This is a genomic window from Pseudomonas sp. (genome assembly GCF_002796985.1).
In the GTDB taxonomy this organism is placed as follows: domain Bacteria; phylum Pseudomonadota; class Gammaproteobacteria; order Pseudomonadales; family Pseudomonadaceae; genus Pseudomonas.
In genome coordinates this window covers 111,673-129,166 of record NZ_PEKX01000006.1, presented here as the reverse complement: position 1 = coordinate 129,166, position 17,494 = coordinate 111,673, and the positions used below count along the sequence as shown (strand labels likewise).

Annotated in this window: 19 protein-coding genes and 1 tRNA gene; 6 read left to right on the top strand and 14 right to left on the bottom strand. The window is 61.4% G+C overall.

What is annotated here, in order from left to right:
* Positions 1-4: 4 nt before the first annotated feature.
* The 6 genes from pheS to CTR55_RS05440 all read right to left on the bottom strand — a co-directional run bounded on the left by pheS (position 5) and on the right by CTR55_RS05440 (position 5,300).
* Positions 5-1,021, bottom strand: coding sequence for a phenylalanine--tRNA ligase subunit alpha (gene pheS / locus CTR55_RS05465; protein WP_296284535.1), 1,017 nt, complete (start codon positions 1,019-1,021; stop codon positions 5-7).
* 97 nt (positions 1,022-1,118) lie between these two features.
* Positions 1,119-1,475, bottom strand: coding sequence for a 50S ribosomal protein L20 (gene rplT, locus CTR55_RS05460; protein ID WP_045217787.1), 357 nt, complete (start codon positions 1,473-1,475; stop codon positions 1,119-1,121).
* A gap of 21 nt (positions 1,476-1,496) precedes the next feature.
* The gene (rpmI, locus tag CTR55_RS05455) at positions 1,497-1,691 is read right to left on the bottom strand and encodes a 50S ribosomal protein L35 (protein ID WP_017516491.1); all 195 of its coding nucleotides are present in this window, start codon (positions 1,689-1,691) and stop codon (positions 1,497-1,499) included.
* A gap of 60 nt (positions 1,692-1,751) precedes the next feature.
* Entirely contained in the window at positions 1,752-2,303 is a 552-nt protein-coding gene (gene infC / locus CTR55_RS05450) for a translation initiation factor IF-3 (protein WP_296284877.1), read from the bottom strand.
* Complete coding sequence (gene thrS / locus CTR55_RS05445) at positions 2,303-4,225, bottom strand: threonine--tRNA ligase (RefSeq protein WP_296284534.1); 1,923 nt, start codon at positions 4,223-4,225, stop codon at positions 2,303-2,305. Before thrS ends, infC begins: the two co-directional genes overlap by 1 nt.
* Before the next feature lie 241 nt (positions 4,226-4,466).
* On the bottom strand, positions 4,467-5,300 hold the full coding sequence (locus CTR55_RS05440) for an alpha/beta hydrolase (protein ID WP_296284533.1): 834 nt from the start codon (positions 5,298-5,300) through the stop codon (positions 4,467-4,469).
* Between the two features lie 248 nt (positions 5,301-5,548).
* On the opposite strand from CTR55_RS05440, the gene CTR55_RS05435 reads away from it, so the two are divergent.
* Positions 5,549-5,902 carry a histone-like nucleoid-structuring protein, MvaT/MvaU family gene (locus CTR55_RS05435; protein ID WP_296284532.1) on the top strand — a complete coding sequence of 118 codons (354 nt, stop codon included), beginning with the start codon at positions 5,549-5,551 and terminating at the stop codon, positions 5,900-5,902.
* Positions 5,903-6,342: 440 nt separating this feature from the next.
* Positions 6,343-6,567, top strand: coding sequence for a hypothetical protein (locus CTR55_RS05430; protein ID WP_296284531.1), 225 nt, complete (start codon positions 6,343-6,345; stop codon positions 6,565-6,567).
* A gap of 72 nt (positions 6,568-6,639) precedes the next feature.
* Here CTR55_RS05430 and CTR55_RS05425 read toward each other — a convergent pair whose 3' ends face one another.
* Together CTR55_RS05425 and CTR55_RS05420 are read right to left on the bottom strand one after the other, a co-directional pair.
* On the bottom strand, positions 6,640-7,161 hold the full coding sequence (locus CTR55_RS05425; RefSeq protein ID WP_296284530.1) for a DUF4946 domain-containing protein: 522 nt from the start codon (positions 7,159-7,161) through the stop codon (positions 6,640-6,642).
* A gap of 139 nt (positions 7,162-7,300) precedes the next feature.
* Positions 7,301-7,377 (bottom strand) — tRNA-Val (locus CTR55_RS05420).
* Between the two features lie 185 nt (positions 7,378-7,562).
* On the opposite strand from CTR55_RS05420, the gene CTR55_RS05415 reads away from it, so the two are divergent.
* Positions 7,563-8,846, top strand: coding sequence for an FAD-binding oxidoreductase (locus CTR55_RS05415; RefSeq protein ID WP_296284529.1), 1,284 nt, complete (start codon positions 7,563-7,565; stop codon positions 8,844-8,846).
* Between the two features lie 208 nt (positions 8,847-9,054).
* Here the strand turns inward: CTR55_RS05415 and CTR55_RS05410 are convergent, their stop codons facing one another.
* The 5 genes from CTR55_RS05410 to moaA form a co-directional block, all read right to left on the bottom strand.
* Positions 9,055-9,999: a PA2778 family cysteine peptidase gene (locus CTR55_RS05410; protein ID WP_296284528.1), complete on the bottom strand. Its 945-nt coding sequence runs from the start codon at positions 9,997-9,999 to the stop codon at positions 9,055-9,057.
* Positions 10,000-10,010: 11 nt separating this feature from the next.
* Positions 10,011-10,406, bottom strand: coding sequence for a PA2779 family protein (locus CTR55_RS05405; RefSeq protein ID WP_296284527.1), 396 nt, complete (start codon positions 10,404-10,406; stop codon positions 10,011-10,013).
* A gap of 131 nt (positions 10,407-10,537) precedes the next feature.
* Positions 10,538-11,023, bottom strand: a complete 486-nt coding sequence (locus CTR55_RS05400; RefSeq protein WP_296284526.1) for a hypothetical protein — start codon at positions 11,021-11,023, stop codon at positions 10,538-10,540.
* Between the two features lie 109 nt (positions 11,024-11,132).
* Positions 11,133-11,951: a transporter substrate-binding domain-containing protein gene (locus CTR55_RS05395; RefSeq protein ID WP_296284525.1), complete on the bottom strand. Its 819-nt coding sequence runs from the start codon at positions 11,949-11,951 to the stop codon at positions 11,133-11,135.
* Positions 11,952-12,016: 65 nt separating this feature from the next.
* Positions 12,017-13,012 (bottom strand): GTP 3',8-cyclase MoaA, encoded by a 996-nt coding sequence (gene moaA, locus CTR55_RS05390; protein WP_296284524.1) that lies wholly within the window; start codon positions 13,010-13,012, stop codon positions 12,017-12,019.
* A 211-nt stretch (positions 13,013-13,223) separates the two neighbouring features.
* Here moaA and CTR55_RS05385 point away from each other — a divergent pair, with 211 nt between their 5' ends.
* The gene (locus CTR55_RS05385) at positions 13,224-13,877 is read left to right on the top strand and encodes a TetR/AcrR family transcriptional regulator (RefSeq protein WP_296284523.1); all 654 of its coding nucleotides are present in this window, start codon (positions 13,224-13,226) and stop codon (positions 13,875-13,877) included.
* A gap of 113 nt (positions 13,878-13,990) precedes the next feature.
* Here CTR55_RS05385 and CTR55_RS05380 read toward each other — a convergent pair whose 3' ends face one another.
* Positions 13,991-14,422 carry a heme-binding protein gene (locus tag CTR55_RS05380; RefSeq protein WP_296284522.1) on the bottom strand — a complete coding sequence of 144 codons (432 nt, stop codon included), beginning with the start codon at positions 14,420-14,422 and terminating at the stop codon, positions 13,991-13,993.
* A 357-nt stretch (positions 14,423-14,779) separates the two neighbouring features.
* On the opposite strand from CTR55_RS05380, the gene gcl reads away from it, so the two are divergent.
* Together gcl and hyi are read left to right on the top strand one after the other, a co-directional pair.
* The gene (gene gcl / locus CTR55_RS05375) at positions 14,780-16,555 is read left to right on the top strand and encodes a glyoxylate carboligase (RefSeq protein WP_296284521.1); all 1,776 of its coding nucleotides are present in this window, start codon (positions 14,780-14,782) and stop codon (positions 16,553-16,555) included.
* A gap of 120 nt (positions 16,556-16,675) precedes the next feature.
* The gene (gene hyi / locus CTR55_RS05370; RefSeq protein WP_296284520.1) at positions 16,676-17,458 is read left to right on the top strand and encodes a hydroxypyruvate isomerase; all 783 of its coding nucleotides are present in this window, start codon (positions 16,676-16,678) and stop codon (positions 17,456-17,458) included.
* The last annotated feature ends 36 nt before the right edge of the window (positions 17,459-17,494 follow it).

Below are 17,494 nucleotides of genomic sequence, written 5' to 3'. Positions count from 1 at the left end.
CGGGCTAGCGGAACTGGCCGAGGAACCGCAGATCGTTGTCGAAGAACAGGCGCAAGTCGTTAACGCCATAGCGCAACATGGCCAAGCGCTCAATGCCCATGCCGAAGGCGAAGCCCTGGTATTTTTCGGGGTCAATGCCCGACATGCGCAGCACGTCGGGGTGGACCATGCCGCAACCCATGACTTCCAGCCAGCCGGTCTGCTTGCAGACGCGGCAACCCTTGCCGCTGCAGAGCACGCACTGGATATCGACTTCCGCCGAAGGCTCGGTGAAGGGGAAGAAAGATGGACGGAAGCGGACGGAGAATTCCTTCTCGAAGAAGGCACGGAGGAATTCCTCGATGGTGCCCTTGAGGTCGGCGAAGCTGACGTCTTCATCGACCAACAGACCTTCGACCTGGTGGAACATGGGCGAGTGAGTCAGGTCGGAGTCGCAACGGTAGACGCGGCCCGGGCAGACAATGCGAATCGGCGGCTTCTGGTTTTCCATGGTGCGAACCTGTACCGGCGAGGTATGGGTGCGCAGCAGCATGTTCGCATTGAAGTAGAAGGTGTCGTGCATGGCACGAGCCGGATGGTGGCCCGGAATATTGAGCGCTTCAAAGTTGTGGTAGTCGTCTTCGACTTCCGGACCCTCGGCGACTTCGTAGCCGATGCGGGTGAAGCACTGCTCGATGCGCTCCTTGGTACGGGTGACCGGATGCAGACCGCCGGAGGACTGGCCACGGCCCGGCAAGGTCACGTCGATGCGCTCGGCGGCCAGCTTGGCGGCGAGGGCGGCGCCCTCAAGCTCAGCCTTGCGGGCGTTCAGCACATCCTGAACCTGTTCCTTGGCGACGTTGATCAGCGCACCGATTTTGGGGCGCTCTTCGGCGGGCAGGTCGCCCAGGGTCTTCATGACCTGGGTCAGTTCGCCTTTCTTGCCGAGGTAGTGAACCCGGATCTGCTCCAGGGCGTTGACGTCTTCGGTGTTTCGCACGGCGTCCAGGGCCTGCGAAACCAGCGCGTCCAGGTTTTCCATGTACCAACTCCAGATACAAAATAGGGGAAGAGCGGTAAGGCTCTTCCCCTATCGGTGACGTTACGTCCGGACCGAGATCCGGTAACTGTCGTGGGGCTTAAGCCAGGCTGGCCTTCGCTTTCTCGACAATCGCGGTAAACGCCGCTTTTTCGTTCACAGCCAGATCGGCCAGGACCTTACGGTCGATCTCGATGGCCGCTTTTTTCAGGCCAGCGATCAGACGGCTGTAGGACAGACCGTTCAGACGAGCACCAGCGTTGATACGGGCGATCCACAGAGCACGGAACTGACGCTTGCGCTGACGACGGTCGCGGTAGGCGTATTGGCCTGCCTTGATTACCGCCTGCTTGGCAACACGGAACACACGCGAACGCGCGCCGTAGTAGCCTTTTGCGAGCTTCAGAATCTTTTTGTGACGACGACGGGCAATTACGCCACGCTTAACACGAGCCATTTATTTATCCTCTACCAGAAATCAACGCAGACGCAGGGAGCGCGCTACACGGCGAACGTCGGAAGCAGCGAGCATCGAAGTGCCGCGCAGCTGACGCTTACGCTTGGTGGTCATTTTGGTCAGGATGTGGCTCTTGAAAGCGTGCTTGTGCTTGATGCCACCAGCAGTCACTTTGAAGCGCTTTTTGGCGCCACTCTTGGTTTTCATCTTTGGCATGTTTGGTACTCCGCATTCGTTAACAACTGATAACCATCAGGCCTGCCAGTGCCCGGGAGGTTATTTACGCTTCTTGGGAGCGATGACCATCATCAGCTGGCGTCCTTCCAGCTTAGGATGCTGTTCCACGGTGCCGATCTCGGCGAGGTCGTTTTCGACCCGCTTCAACAGCTCCATGCCCAGCTCCTGGTGGGCCATCTCACGACCACGGAATCGAAGCGATACCTTGGCCTTGTCCCCTTCATTAAGGAAACGTACCAGGTTGCGTAGTTTTACCTGGTAATCCCCTTCTTCCGTCCCTGGACGAAACTTGATTTCTTTGATCTGCTGCTGGTGCTGATTCTTTTTCGCAATAGCGGCTTGTTTCTTCTTCTCGAAGAGGTGCTTGCCGTAGTCCATGATGCGGCAGACAGGGGGCAGCGCATCAGCAGAAATTTCCACCAGGTCCAGCTTGGCCTCGTCAGCCAGACGGAGAGCCTCATCGATGGAGACCACACCGATCTGCTGACCGTCAGCACCAATCAGACGAACCTCACGGGCAGTGATGTTCTCGTTGATCGGCGGTTTCGGGAGAGCCCGCTTATCCTGTCTCATTTCACGCTTAATAATGATTACTCCGAGTCTTGGCGACCACGCCGGGAAACCGCCTGAGCAAGCAGCTCAGCGAACTGGGCGACCGGCATCGAGCCGAGGTCTGCCCCTTCGCGCGTACGTACGGCGACGGCCTGCGATTCAACTTCCCGATCGCCTATAACAAGCAGATAGGGAACCTTGAGCAAGGTATGCTCGCGGATTTTAAAGCCAATTTTCTCGTTTCTCAAGTCGGACTTGGCACGGAATCCGCTTTCCTCGAGCTGACGAACCACTTCTTCGGCCCATTCGCCCTGCTTGTCAGTGATATTCATCACCACGGCCTGGGTCGGCGCGAGCCACGCAGGGAACAGGCCCGCGTAGTGCTCGATGAGCATGCCGATGAAGCGCTCGAAGGATCCGAGAATCGCGCGATGCAGCATGACCGGACGGGTACGACTGTTATCTTCGGCGATATAGCTGGCATCCAGACGTTCCGGCAGGTTCGGATCGTACTGCAGGGTGCCACACTGCCAGTTACGGCCGAGGCAATCTTTCAGGGTGAACTCGATCTTCGGACCGTAGAACGCGCCCTCGCCCGGCTGGTATTCCCACTCCAGGCCGGATTCGTTCAGGGCGTCGGCCAGCGCACTTTCGGCGCGGTCCCACAGCTCTTCGGAACCAACGCGCTTGGCCGGACGAGTGGACAGCTTCATGGAGACATCGCTGAAACCGAAGTCCGAATAGACCTGCAGGGTTAGCCTGATGAAGTCGGCCGCTTCCTTCTTCACCTGCTCTTCAGTGCAGAAGATGTGGGCGTCGTCCTGAGTGAAACCACGCACACGCATGATGCCGTGCAGCGCGCCGGACGGCTCATTGCGGTGGCAGGCGCCGAACTCGGCGAGGCGCAGCGGCAGGTCACGGTAGGACTTCAGGCCCTGATTGAAGATCTGCACGTGGCACGGGCAGTTCATCGGCTTGACCGCGAAGTCGCGACTTTCCGACGCAGTGGTGAACATGTTTTCGGCGTAGTTGGTCCAGTGACCGGAACGCTCCCAGAGGATACGGTCGACGACCTGAGGAGTGCGCACCTCCACATAACCGTGGTCACGCTGCACCTTGCGCATGTACTGCTCGAGCACCTGATAGACGGTCCAGCCGTTCGGGTGCCAGAAGACCATGCCCGGCGCTTCTTCCTGGAGATGGAAGAGGTCGAGCTGCTTGCCGATGCGGCGGTGATCGCGCTTCTCGGCTTCCTCGATGCGCTGAATGTAGGCGGCCAACTGCTTCTTGTCCGCCCAGGCGGTGCCATAGACACGCTGCAGCTGCTCGTTCTTCGAGTCGCCGCGCCAGTACGCGCCGGAAATCTTGGTCAGCTTGAAGGCTTTCAGGAAACGCGTGTTCGGCACATGCGGGCCGCGGCACATGTCCACGTACTCCTCATGGAAGTACAGGCCCATGGCCTTCTCGTCCGGCATATCCTCGATGAGGCGCAGCTTGTATTCCTCACCACGAGCCTTGAAGGTCTCGATGACTTCGGCACGCGGAGTCATCTTCTTGATGACGTCGTAGTCCTTCTCGATCAACTCGGCCATGCGCTTTTCGATGGCGGCCATGTCTTCCGGCGTAAAGGGGCGCTCGAAGGCGATGTCGTAATAGAAGCCCTCATCGATCACCGGACCGATAACCATCTTGGCGGTTGGATACAGCTGCTTGACCGCATGGCCCACCAGGTGCGCGCAGGAGTGGCGGATGATTTCCAGCCCGTCCTCGTCCTTCGGGGTAATGATCTGCAGCGTCGCATCGCTGTCGATGATGTCGCAGGCATCGACCAAACGGCCGTTGACCTTGCCGGCCAGAGTGGCTTTCGCCAAGCCTGCGCCAATGGATTGCGCCACCTCGGTCACACTGACCGGATGATCGAAGGAACGCTGACTACCGTCGGGAAGAGTAATGATGGGCATGGCGCCTCCTCTCCTAGTGGTGACCCCTACGAAAGGCCACATGGGTTGGGATGTGCCAGTAAGCGTCGCCCGCCGGGAAAGCCTGCCTCACAGTGGCAGGCGCCTTGTCGGCACCCTGCGCATTCGCGCGCGGACGTAGATCACTGGAAGAAATCGAAAACCTGCCCGCGAACGATAGCGGGCAGGACGTGGAATGTTACTGCAAGTTAGCGAAACTGACGAGCGGCAACTCTGGCGTCACTCAGCACCACTCGACAAATTCCAGCACGGCACGATTAAAGGTTGCTGGGCGAATCACGTTCATGCCATGGGACGCCCCAGGAATCACCACCGTCTGGGCATTTCTAATGATCGATTGCAGCGCCTGAATGATTCGCGGAAACGGCTCTGGACTTCCAGCTCCACCGATCAGCAGTACCGGCATCTGCAATTGTTCAATTTGTTCGCGATTAATGGGCACCGGATGGTCGGCCACTTGCCCGACCAACGTCATGGCATTGGCCGTTGCCATTTCACGGAACTGCCGGGAGGATCGAGCCCAAACCCCTGCCCCACTAACTGTATCGACAAAGAGTCGCAACCCCTCCTCCACCTCACCAGCACGAATCAACTTCAGCGCCTGCTGACGAAACTGATTGCGCTCAACGGGAGATACTGGCGCTTCGATATTTACCCCAGTGAAGACATCATCGGCAAAATCTCCTCCGGGATCTGCAAGCGTCAAGGAAAGCAGTTTCTGCGGAGCCGCCAGCGCCATTCGTAAACAGAGATTGCCGCCTCGCGAATGGCCCAACAGATGAACCTGTCCGGGCAACTTATCAAGTAGCGCCAGCAGATCACGGACATGTTGCTCGGTCGTGAAGCCCGTGCCCTCACCATCCCATTGTTCGGGGAAATAGTGACGCAGACTGGGTACTATCACACGATAGCGGCCAGACAAAGCCTCAATCTGCCCCTGCCAGTAGCGATAGTCACAAAGCGACCCGTGAACCAGCAGCAGCGGCACCCCTTGCCCGGCAACCTGGCACGTCAGCTCATAGTCACCAACCCGGTATCGCACTATCTCGTTATTCATCCAGCACTCGCACGCAACGCACCACAATAAAGCACACAGGTTTTTCCAGGGGTTACTGACGGGCAGGCAACCCCCTTGAATCCACGCATTATCCCCCACCGATCAATTATTTCGCCAACCCTTCATGTGCTCTTAATATTTAAAGGTTTCTTCCCAATCGCAACAATTCATATATTCAGTTGACGCGCACAGTCACCAGAACACAGAATCGCCCGGTACTAATCAACCCTACTTACGGGAGCACCTAGATGTCCAAACTTGCGGAATTCCGTGAAGCCGAGCGCAAACTCCAAGAACAACTCGCCCTCCTCGAGAAACTCAAGAGCGATGGCGGCCTGAAAAAAGAACTGGAGTTCAAGGATCAACTACAATCCCTGATGGACCAGTACGGCATGAACCTGCGCAATGTCATCGACATTCTCGACCCGCAGATCTCTGCCGAGCCCGCCGCCGCACAACAGCCGCGCCGCACCCGCCAACTGAAAGTCTACAAGAACCCGCATAACGGCGAGACTATCGAAACCAAAGGCGGCAACCACAAGACCCTGAAAGCCTGGAAACAGCAGTACGGTGGCGACACCGTGGAGTCCTGGCTGCAGTAACACCGCGCTTCCGCGGAGCGCTCCCGCTCCGCGGAATACCCTATCCACCACAGGGAACTGACCGACGGCTGTATAAAAACTAGCCATCGTTAGCAGGATTCCTTATAATCGTTGAAGCGAACACCAAACCCAAGGTCGCCCCTCCCAGTACTCCCTACCTGATCCAGGGCAGAATCTGGGCTCTACAGGGCCACGGCCAGCGCATCCTCCGCATCGATTCCAGAGCACGTCAACCGCGCCAGGAACATTTGCCCGAGCGATCAGCGCCCCACGTCAGATCATCTGCCTTTACCCAACATTGCAGCCTGGCGCGACAGACCCCCAAGTTTCCAATCGCTGCCATATTCCGGTCACACGTCTTCTGCATTCTCAGATCGCACCCGGAGCTTTTGACGATTTCGACGGTCACAGGACCGTTACCTATTTGGAAAGACAAGACAATGAAAACTTCCCTGCAAATCCAGGAGGCGATTGGCACCCTCTCCGCGGCCTTCGCCCCTCTGAACTGCGTCATCCAGGCCACGCGCAAGCATGGCTTCAGCTTCACCCTGGTGAACGAGCATGGCATCGCCAAGCACACCGAGCGCCTCTATCCCCAGCAGTATCTGGGTGAGGCACCGCTGAACGCGGTGATCCAGCGAGTGCAAGCCACCATCGCTGCCTGAGCCAGAAAACGAAAAAGCCCCGCCTAAGCGGGGCTTTGCATTTGTGCCTTCTTATATAAAGGAAGGCAGCACTCAGTGCAGACTGATACCCACCTTCACCGACTCGATCTCCCCCGCCAGCGCCGCATAGCGCTGGGACGGTGCCGCATAGGTCAGCGAGTAGGCCACCCCATCACCGAGCGCGACCTGCACAGTCTGCCTGAGCACTTCGGTGCCGTTCTGACTGATGCCGCAATGGACTTCCAGCCCCGCCAGCCCACCCAGCTTCGTCTCCAGCGGCTTGCCGCACGCCGCCTGGAAACCCTGGCGCATGAAGTCTTTCTGCAACGCCTTGCGCATCTCGACGATGACATTCTCGACGCTGACCGCGACACCGGAACCGAGTCGACTGCGCGTAACCTCCATGACCAGGTCCTGGGATCCGTCTTGCGCCATGCGCACGCCGCGCTGGCGAACCACCGGCGCATTGGCGGCGGCATCCGCCGGCGAACGCGAGACATCCCAACCCTGCGGCCAGATCACCTGCATTTCCGCCAGCGCTGGCAACGGGACAAGCAAAGTACCGAACAACAACCAGGATCGCAGACTGCTCATCACCACCTCCGACCACACCCCAAGGGAACACCATAGCAGGTGCGCCCGCGCCTTCGCGGACCAGCAACTTTTCCACAGGCAAACAAAAAGGGCGATCCTTTCGGATCGCCCTCTAAGTACCGCCAGAAGCGGGTTTGTTTGGTAGGCACAATTGGACTCGAACCAACGACCCCCACCATGTCAAGGTGGTGCTCTAACCAACTGAGCTATGTGCCTGTCGTGTGGGGCGCATTCTACGCGATCACTTTCGAGCGTCAAGCACTTTTTCAGCTAAGCCACTGAAAAAGTGAATTTTTTTATGTTCGACCGTCCGTAAATTATTTTGCACGGGCACTAGCCGGCCAGATTCGACTCAGGTAGCATCCGCTCATCTCGTAAAAAATAACAAACACAGGTGCATTATGCCGCACACTTCCTACCCCACTTCCTATTACGCAGCTTCGGCCAACCCGGTTCCGGCCCGTCCTGAACTGCAGGGCGAGGTGGAAACCGATGTCTGCGTGATCGGCGCAGGCTACACCGGCTTGTCGACCGCCCTGTTCCTGCTGGAAAGCGGCTTCAAGGTCACCGTACTGGAAGCCGCCAAGGTCGGCTTCGGCGCGTCGGGCCGCAACGGCGGCCAGATCGTCAACAGCTATAGCCGTGACATCGACGTCATCGAACGCACCGTCGGCGCCAAGCAGGCCAAATTGCTGGGTGACATGGCTTTCGAAGGCGGCCGCATCATTCGCGATCGTATCGCCAAGTACAACATCCAGTGCGACCTGAAGGACGGTGGCGTGTTCGCGGCCCTCAGCGCCAAGCAGATGGGCCACCTGGAGTCCCAGAAGAAGCTGTGGGAGCGTTTCGGCCACACCCAGCTGGAACTGCTGGACGCCAAGCGCATCCGCGAAGTCGTCAAGACCGACAGCTACGTCGGCGGCATGCTCGACATGAGCGGCGGCCACATCCACCCGCTGAACCTCGCCCTGGGCGAAGCCGCGGCCGTGGAATCGCTGGGCGGCGTGATTCACGAGCAGTCTCCTGCCATCCGTATCGAACGTGGTGCCAACCCGGTCGTGCACACTCCGCAAGGCCGCGTAAAAGCCAAGTTCATCGTGGTGGCCGGTAACGCCTACCTCGGCGGCCTGGTTCCGGAACTGGCGTCCAAGTCCATGCCGTGCGGGACCCAGGTGATCACCACCGAGCCGCTGAGCGCCGACCTGGCCAAGTCCCTGCTGCCGCAGGACTACTGCGTCGAAGACTGCAACTACCTGCTCGACTACTACCGCCTGACCGGCGACAACCGTCTGATCTTCGGCGGCGGCGTGGTCTACGGTGCGCGTGATCCGTCGAACATCGAGGCGATCATTCGTCCGAAGATGCTCAAGGTCTTCCCGCAGCTGAAGGACGTGAAGATCGACTTCGCCTGGACCGGCAACTTCCTGCTGACCCTCTCGCGCCTGCCGCAGGTTGGCCGCATCGGCGACAACATCTACTACTCCCAGGGCTGCTCCGGCCACGGCGTTACCTATACCCACCTCGCCGGCAAGGTGCTGGCCGAGGCCCTGCGTGGCCAGGCCGAGCGTTTCGACGCCTTTGCCGATCTGCCGCACTATCCCTTCCCGGGCGGGCGCATGTTCCAGGTTCCGTTCTCCGCGATCGGTGCCTGGTACTACACCCTGCGAGACAAGCTGGGCGTCTGACGCTCCGCACCGCACGAAGAAGAACGGCGCCTCTGGGCGCCGTTTTCTTTTTCATCGCGAGGCGCCACCTTCTTCGCAGCCGACGCACTCGCCTTGGCTGACGCTCCGCCGCGTACCGATGTTTTTTTCGTGGCCACGCCAAGCACCTCGCCGGGGGCATTGCAGGACTCGCTACGCCCTCCCCGCTTTGGCTCAGGAACCGGCAGCCTCAGTTCGCCGGGCAGGCCGGTACCGACTGGCAACTGGCACCCGCCACTGCCGCACTGCTGACTTTCTGCGAGAAACGCGCATCGTCCGGCGCCAAGTGACGCGCACAACTCGCCGCGACGCCGGCCTGCTGCGGGCAGCCGCGCTCACCCAGCACGTTGGCCAGATTGAACCAGCCCGCTGCAAACGCCGGCTTCGCGCCGACACTGCGGCGCAGCGCGTCCTCGGCATCACTCAGGTTGCCGTCCGTGTAACGCGCGTTGGCGAGGGCGAACCAGCCGAGGGACTCCTGCGGCCAGGCACGGGTCGCGGTGCGATAGGCCTGCTCCGCCAACGCCGGCTGCCCGGTTTCCTCCAGGTCATGAGCCGCCCGCAACCAGGCTGTCGGCTCCGCCGTGGCAGGCAGGCGATCCACCGGTACGGTCAGCACCGCCCAGCGCTGGCTGCGTTTCCAGGTCAGGTCGAAGGCGGTGAAGTCGATCACCAGGCGCTCGGTGATGCCCGAGCGGAGGATCAGTTCGTGGCGATTGCGGTCAAAGCCGACCACCACTGCGAAGTGCCAGACCGGCAGCCAGTCCAGCCCCTGATTCTGCAGGATCAGCACCGGATTGCCCGCCGCCACTTCGCTGAGGATGCTCTCCAGGCGCGGCTTGAGCGGATAGACCAACATGCCCTTCTCCCGAGCCGCGGCCACCAGCTCCACCTGCAGGCTGCCCTCGCGGCCGGGGATGAACACCCGATCCTTCAGCTCGCGAGGAGTCACCCGCACGCCGCGCTGGTTAAGCATGGTCGCGAGCGCGGCCGGGCCGCACTGAAACTCCTGCTGCGGGAAGAACTGCACATCGCTCAGCTCCACTCGCTCCGGCAACGCCTCCACGCTGGATGGCAGCGTCGGCGACTGCGCGCAGCCGCCGAGTGCCACGGCCGCCGCGAGGGCGACGGCCATGGCCCAGCACCTCAACGCTGGCACCTCACGAAGGTGAAGATGTGGGTAATACACAGCATGTCGGTGATCACGAAGATCAGCAGGAACAACAGGATGATGCCGATGATCCCACCCGCCGGCGCCTGGTCCAGTTGCTGGTTGAACTGCGCGAGCTCTTCGTTGGACAGACTCTTGATGCGCTGTTCGACCTTGCCGCGCTCCACGCCCATGGACTGCAGCTTTTTCTGCACCCCCTGGTCATCGAGCATCTTCAACAACTGTTCGCGGTCGACCTGTTGCTGCTGTGCCTGCAGCACTTCGCCCGTACCCACCATGGCGGCCTGAGCCAACGGGATTTGCGCAACGACACCCAACTGCGCGAACACCAGGACTGCCGCAAGGCTTTTTACCCGTTTTGTTATGGTCATTCTGGGTCACCTCATCATGGACTGCATGCACTAAGCAGGAGGTGCAGGCCGCTCGCACGCGAGACAACCGACCACCACGCTCCCGCCACTTCGGCGGCAACCGCAGGGCCGCTATCTAGTGAGATGCTGGCTCAGGCAAAGAGTTCGAAGCGCAATTGGCTCCAGTCGGCGTCCAGATGACCCAGGTAGAGGCAGGCGTGGCCACGGGGAAAGAGAATGTGCTCCGGGCCGATACCCGGACCTTCGAGGCGCAACAGACGCCCCCAGGGGTGGTGGCTGATGCGTCCGCGCACGTCCTCGACTGTGCCGCCACGCCACCAATGGATAGCGGCCTCCGCATCTTCGACACCTTCAGGCTGCTCGATGCGCACCGGCTCGTCGCACCAGCCGATCACCCGTTGCGGGTCGAAACCGGGCTGCTGCGCCAACGGAAGCGGGGTGATCCAAAACGCGCCGTCACGCTCTTCCAGCAACACTGCCACGGGGCACCACCGCGGCTGCTCCAGCGCCCAGAGCAGATCGCCATCGATCTCCAGCGAGGGTTCAGGCTGGGCCTGGATGCGAAAGCCGGGGCAAACCAGCGCGCCCTCGCGCAAGGGAATGCGGAGATCGCTCATGCCGGCTCCGGCTGGGAATGGCGGAGAAGGAAGAACAAGGCGCGGCGCACTTCATCCTCCCTACGGCTGGCGCGCGAACGGCAGCGGCGATTTTAGGGAAGAAGACGGCTCAGGGCGACTTCTGTTTCGCTTTCTGGCGCTCGAGGAAGTCCACTTTCCACTGCTCGACGCCCAGGTGCTCGGAATCCAGGCTCGCCTCGACACCATACTTCGTCTTGAGCGCAGCGACTTCCTTGGCGTGGTCGACGAGGAAGCGGTCGAAGCGCTCGACCAGCTCGCCCTGCTTCACCGTGGACAGGTGGAAGGCGCTGCGGGTGTGCGGCAGCGACGGATCGAACACCAGAGCGCCCGGCTTCGCGCGAATATTGTCCAGGTAGTAGGTGGCGACCACCACGTTGAAATAGGCGCCATCAGCCTGCTTCTTCAGCGCGGCGTGAATCATCTGCCGCAGGTCGGCGCCCGGCGCGATGCTGATCTGCCCGGACTGCACCTGCTGCTCGTAACCACGAGGCGTCCAGCCGTCCACCAGCGCCAGCCGCTTCAGCGCGCCGACGCCCTGTCCCAGCCGCTCCGGCGCCACCAGCACGCCATCGACATATTGGCTCACCGGCTGGCTGTAACGCAGGGTTTTCCCGGCCTTCTGTTCGGGCGCCCAGTTGGGGTTGTCCGGGTACTTGAGGTCGACCTGGCCGGAAAGCAGCGCCGGCAGCAGGGCATCCACCGGTAGTGGGCGGTATTCCAGGGTGATGCCATTGGTGCTGGCGAACAGGTCCAGCACTTCTCGGGCGAAGCCCTGGTAATTGCCCTGTGCATCGGTGACGTAGTGCGGGGCGAAGGCGAGTTTCTCGACGCCGACCACATAGGTCTGCGCCATGACGCCAGTGGAAAGGATGCTGGCAAGCGCGCAGCAGAAGGCCTTGAGCTTCAAACGACTCTCCTTGTTAGCTGTTGTTTTTGTTCTGTCAGGCGGGCCGGGCAGCCGCCGTGGCGGACTCAGCCGCCGGTCATGCTCATGAAGCGCAGTACCTGCACTTGTCGATCCGCCTCGAAGTGGTGTCGTTCGGGCTTGAGCTGCAGCGCCTGCATCAGTGCATCGCGCAGGCGCACGCCATCGCCAGGGTGCTCGCGCAGCAGTTGGCGCAAGTCCAGTGCGCCTTCGTGCCCCAGGCAGAGCACCAGCTTGCCTTCAGCAGTCACCCGTACGCGATTGCAGTCGCCACAGAAGTTGTGACTGTGCGGGGAAATGAAGCCGATGCGGCTGGCGTTACCGTCGATGCGGTAGTAACGCGACGGCCCACCGCTGCGCTCGGGCGTCGGCAGCAATTGCCAGCGCTCGGCGAGCTGCGCGCGGACTTCGTCGCTGCTGCACAGAGTCTGCTTGCGCTCGTGGCTGCTGACGCTGCCCAGCGGCATCTCTTCGATGAAACTGATGTCGATGCCCTTCTCCAGGGCGAAGGCCACCAGGTCGCAGACTTCGTCGTCATTGCGGCCTTTCTGCACCACGGCATTGAGCTTGATGCGCTCGAACCCGGCTTCGCGGGCGGCGTCGATGCCGTCGAGCACCTGCTCCAGCTTGTCGGATCGAGTGAAGGCGGCGAAGCGTTCACGGCGCAGCGAGTCCAGGCTGATATTCAGGCGGCGCACACCGGCGGCGCGCAGTTCGGCCGCGCGCTCGCGCAGTTGCGAGCCATTGGTGGTGATGGAGAGGTCTTCCAGCTCCGGACGCGCACCCAACCGCTTCAGCAGACCGGTCAGGCCCTTGCGCACCAGCGGCTCGCCGCCGGTGATGCGGATGCGCTTCACACCCAGACCAATGAAGGCGTCGGCCACGGCTTCAAGTTCCTCCAGGCTCAACACCTGGTCGCGCGGCAGGAACTGCATGTCTTCGCTCATGCAGTAGGTGCAGCGGAAGTCGCAGCGGTCGGTGACCGACAGGCGCAGGTAGGTAATGCGTCGACCGAAGGGGTCGACCAACTGGGAATCGGGCATGGCAGTGGGATTTTCCGGATGGCAGGTGCCGAACGAAAGTGCGCTAGAAATACCTTAGAACGCCATCGCTGTATACACAAAATCGACCCGCGAGTCAGGAAATTGCACGCCAGTACCCGCGACCGGGCCGAGTTGAGAGGCTCGAGAGCCCGGTGCTACCATGCCCGGCTCTGTTCTGTGACAACAGCAATAAAAGAAAGAAGACCAGCCAATGACCAGCATTCGCGAGCGTAACCGGCGCCTCATCCTGCGAGCAGCCAGCGAGGAATTTGCCGAGAAGGGTTTCGCGGCGACCAAGACCAGCGACATCGCCGCTCGCGCGGGGCTGCCCAAGCCCAACGTCTATTACTACTTCCAGTCCAAGGAAAACCTTTACCGCTGCGTGCTGGAAAGCGTCGTCGAGCCGCTGCTGCAGGCCTCCGCGCCATTCCGCGAGGACGACGAGCCGAGTGAGGCACTGCGCGCCTACATCCGCTCCAAGGTGAAGATATCCCAGGAACTGCCGCACGCCTCGAAGGTGTTCGCCAGCGAACTGATGCACGGTGCGCCGCACCTGCCGAAGGAATACCTGGATGAGCTGAACACCCAGGCCCAGCGCAATATTGCCTGCCTGCAGAGCTGGATCGACCGCGGGCTGCTGGCGTCGGTGGACCCGCATCACCTGCTGTTCACCATCTGGGCGGCGACTCAGACCTACGCCGATTTCGACTGGCAGATTTCCATCGTCACCGGCAAGGCCAGCCTCAGCGATGCGGACTTCGAGGCCGCCATCGAGACCATCACCCGCCTGGTACTGCGAGGCACCGCGCCGGACAATGGTGCCGAGCCCAAGCCGCAGGGGCGTTTGCGGCCGTTGTCGATCTGACGGTTTTCAACCGCTGCAGCATGGGTATCGCTTCGCTCCACCCGCCCTGCAAGTACCCCGGAAGCGCGTAGGAGCGAGGCGCGCGATGAGCCGCGCGCCCTTCCCTGCTTCGATCAGCCCGCGTCGGCGACCAGGCCCAGCGCCTGCACGCCACGGATCGCGCATTGCTCGTCGATGTCCGAAGCGTCGCCGCTGATGCCGATGGCGCCTATCACTTCATTGGCCGAATTGCGGATCAGCACGCCACCGGGTGCGGGTACCACGTTGCCTTGCGCCAGCGTGTTCACCGCCGCGATGAACGCCGGGCGCTGCTGAGCGTCAGCCGCCAGCACTCGCGACGACTTACCCAACGCCACCGCGCCCCACGCCTTGCCGATGGCGATCTGCGGACGAAGCATGCTCGCACCATCCTCGCGCTGCAGGCTCAGCAAGTGCCCGCCGGCGTCCAGCACGGCGATGGTCAGTGGCGCAGTGGACAGCTCACGGCTGGCGACCAGGGCGTGGCGGGTAATGTCCAGTGCGGTTTCCAGACTCAGGATGCTCATGAGGTTTTCCTCTTCAAGTTGATAAGGCGGATCAAGGTCGGTAAGTCGGGGCCACGGCATGCGCACAGGTGAATGCTGCGCACACGCGTATCAGAAATCTGTACGCAATCTAGTAGCCGAAGGTCTCACTCAAAGCAACAGAAAAGGACAATTCACATCTATTTTTGTATACATTTTTTCAAACGATAGTTTGACCCCGCGTTCAGCTTTTTCCTGCAAGCATCTAAATAGAAGGCTTCCAAGCAAAAATGACCGCTCAGTCCCTCGTATACAACCCATCTTGACCTTCGCCGAATTGCCTGCCTAGAATCGCCTCAACTTTTGTACACAATCAGTATAAGAACCGAGGAACAAAATATGGCCAGAATGAGAGCAATCGAGGCTGCCGTACTCGTCATGCGTCGCGAAGGTGTCGATACCGCCTTCGGCGTGCCGGGCGCCGCCATCAACCCCATGTATGCGGCCATGAAGAAACTCGGTGGCATCGATCACGTCCTGGCCCGCCACGTCGAAGGCGCCTCGCACATGGCTGAGGGTTACACCCGCACCAACGCCGGCAACATCGGCGTGTGCATCGGTACTTCCGGCCCTGCCGGCACCGACATGGTCACCGGCCTGTACTCGGCTTCCGCCGACTCCATCCCGATCCTCTGCATCACCGGCCAGGCTCCCCGTGCGCGCATGCACAAGGAAGACTTCCAGGCCGTGGACATCACCAGCATCGTCAAGCCGGTCACCAAGTGGGCGACCACCGTGCTGGAGCCGGGCCAGGTGCCCTATGCCTTCCAGAAAGCCTTCTTCGAAATGCGCAGCGGCCGTCCCGGCCCGGTGCTGATCGACCTGCCGTTCGACGTGCAGATGGCCGAGATCGAATTCGACATCGACGCCTACGAACCGCTGGCGGTGAACAAGCCCAAGGCCACCCGCGCCCAGGCTGAAAAAGCACTGGCCCTGTTCAATGACGCCGAGCGTCCGCTGATCTGCGCCGGCGGCGGCATCATCAACGCCGACGCTTCCGACAAGCTGGTGGAGTTCGCCGAGCTGACCGGCGTGCCGGTGGTCCCGACCCTGATGGGCTGGGGCACCATCCCTGACGATCACCCGCTGATGGCCGGCATGTGCGGTCTGCAGACCTCGCACCGCTACGGCAACGCCACCGTCCTGGAATCGGACATGGTGCTGGGCATCGGCAACCGCTGGGCCAACCGCCACACCGGTTCGGTCGACGTCTACACCGCAGGCCGCAAGTTCGTCCACGTGGACATCGAACCGACCCAGATCGGTCGCGTCTTCACCCCGGACCTGGGCATTGTTTCCGACGCCGGCTCCGCCCTGGATGTGTTCCTCGAAGTAGCCCGCGAGTGGAAAGCCGCCGGCAAGCTGAAGGACCGCAGCGCCTGGGTCGAAGCCTGCCGCGAGCGCAAGCGCACGATGCAGCGCAAGACCCACTTCGACAACGTGCCGGTCAAGCCGCAGCGCGTCTACGAAGAAATGAACGAGTTCTTCGGCAAGGACACCTGCTACGTCAGCACCATCGGCCTGTCGCAGATCGCTGGCGCGCAGTTCCTCCACGTCTACAAGCCGCGCCACTGGATCAACTGTGGCCAGGCCGGCCCGCTGGGCTGGACCATTCCGGCAGCCCTGGGCGTGGTCAAGGCCGACCCGAGCCGTCAGGTCGTCGCGCTGTCGGGCGACTATGACTTCCAGTTCATGATCGAAGAACTGGCCGCCGGTGCGCAGTTCAACCTGCCGTACATCCACGTACTGGTGAACAACTCCTACCTGGGTCTGATCCGTCAGGCGCAGCGCGGCTTCGAGATCGACTACTGCGTGCAGCTGGCGTTCGAAAACGTCAACGCACCGGAGCTCAACGGCTACGGCGTCGACCATGTGGCCGTGGTCGAGGGCCTGGGTTGCAAGGCGATCCGCGTGACCGACCCGAACCAGATCGGCGCCGCCTTCGCCCAAGCCCGCGAGCTGATGCAGCAGCACCGTGTACCGGTGGTGGTCGAGGTCATCCTGGAGCGCGTCACCAACATCTCCATGGGTACCGAAATCAACGCGGTCAACGAGTTCGAAGAGCTGGCGCTCAAGGGTATCGACGCACCGACTGCCATCTCTCTCTTGGATTAAGCCGCTGCTGGACTGATCAGCTGTACCGAACCCGGGAGCGCGCGGTGACGCCCTCTCCCCAACCCTCTCCCTGATGGGAGAGGGGGCTGTTCGTGCAACACGCCATCAAGGAGTCAACCAATGCCCCGTTTCTGCGCCAACCTGTCCATGCTGTTCACCGAGGTGGACTTCCTCGACCGTTTCGAAGCCGCCGCGCGCGCCGGCTTCAGTGGTGTCGAGTACCTCTTTCCGTATGACGTCGAGGCCGAGGTGATCAAGGCCCGCCTGGACGCCAACCAGCTCGAACAAGTGCTGTTCAACCTGCCCGCCGGCGACTGGGCCAAGGGCGAGCGCGGTATCGCCTGCCACCCGGACCGCGTCGAGGAATTCCGCGCCGGCGTCGACAAGGCCATCGCCTACGCCAAGGTGCTGGGCAACACCCAGATCAACTGCCTGGCCGGCATCCGTCCGCAGGGTTACGACTGCGCGACCATCGAAAACACCTTCCTGAACAACCTGGAGTACGCGGCGGGCAAGCTCGAAGCCGCGGGCATCAAGCTGGTCATGGAAATGATCAACACCCTCGACATTCCCGGCTTCTACCTGCAGACCACGAAGCAGGCCCAGGACATCCGCGAGAAGGTCGGCAGCGCCAACCTGTTCCTGCAGTACGACATCTACCACATGCAGATCATGGAAGGTGACCTGGCGCGCACCCTCGAGAAGAACCTCGCCTCGATCAACCACGTGCAGCTGGCCGACAACCCCGGCCGCCACGAACCGGGCACCGGCGAAATCAACTATCGCTTCCTGTTCGACCACCTGGACCGCATCGGTTACCGCGGCTGGGTCGGCTGCGAATACAAGCCCAAGACCACTACCGAAGCTGGCCTCGGCTGGCTGAAGAGCCACAACGTCATCTGATTCGCCGGCCGGCGCGTTGGGTACGCAGCGCACCAG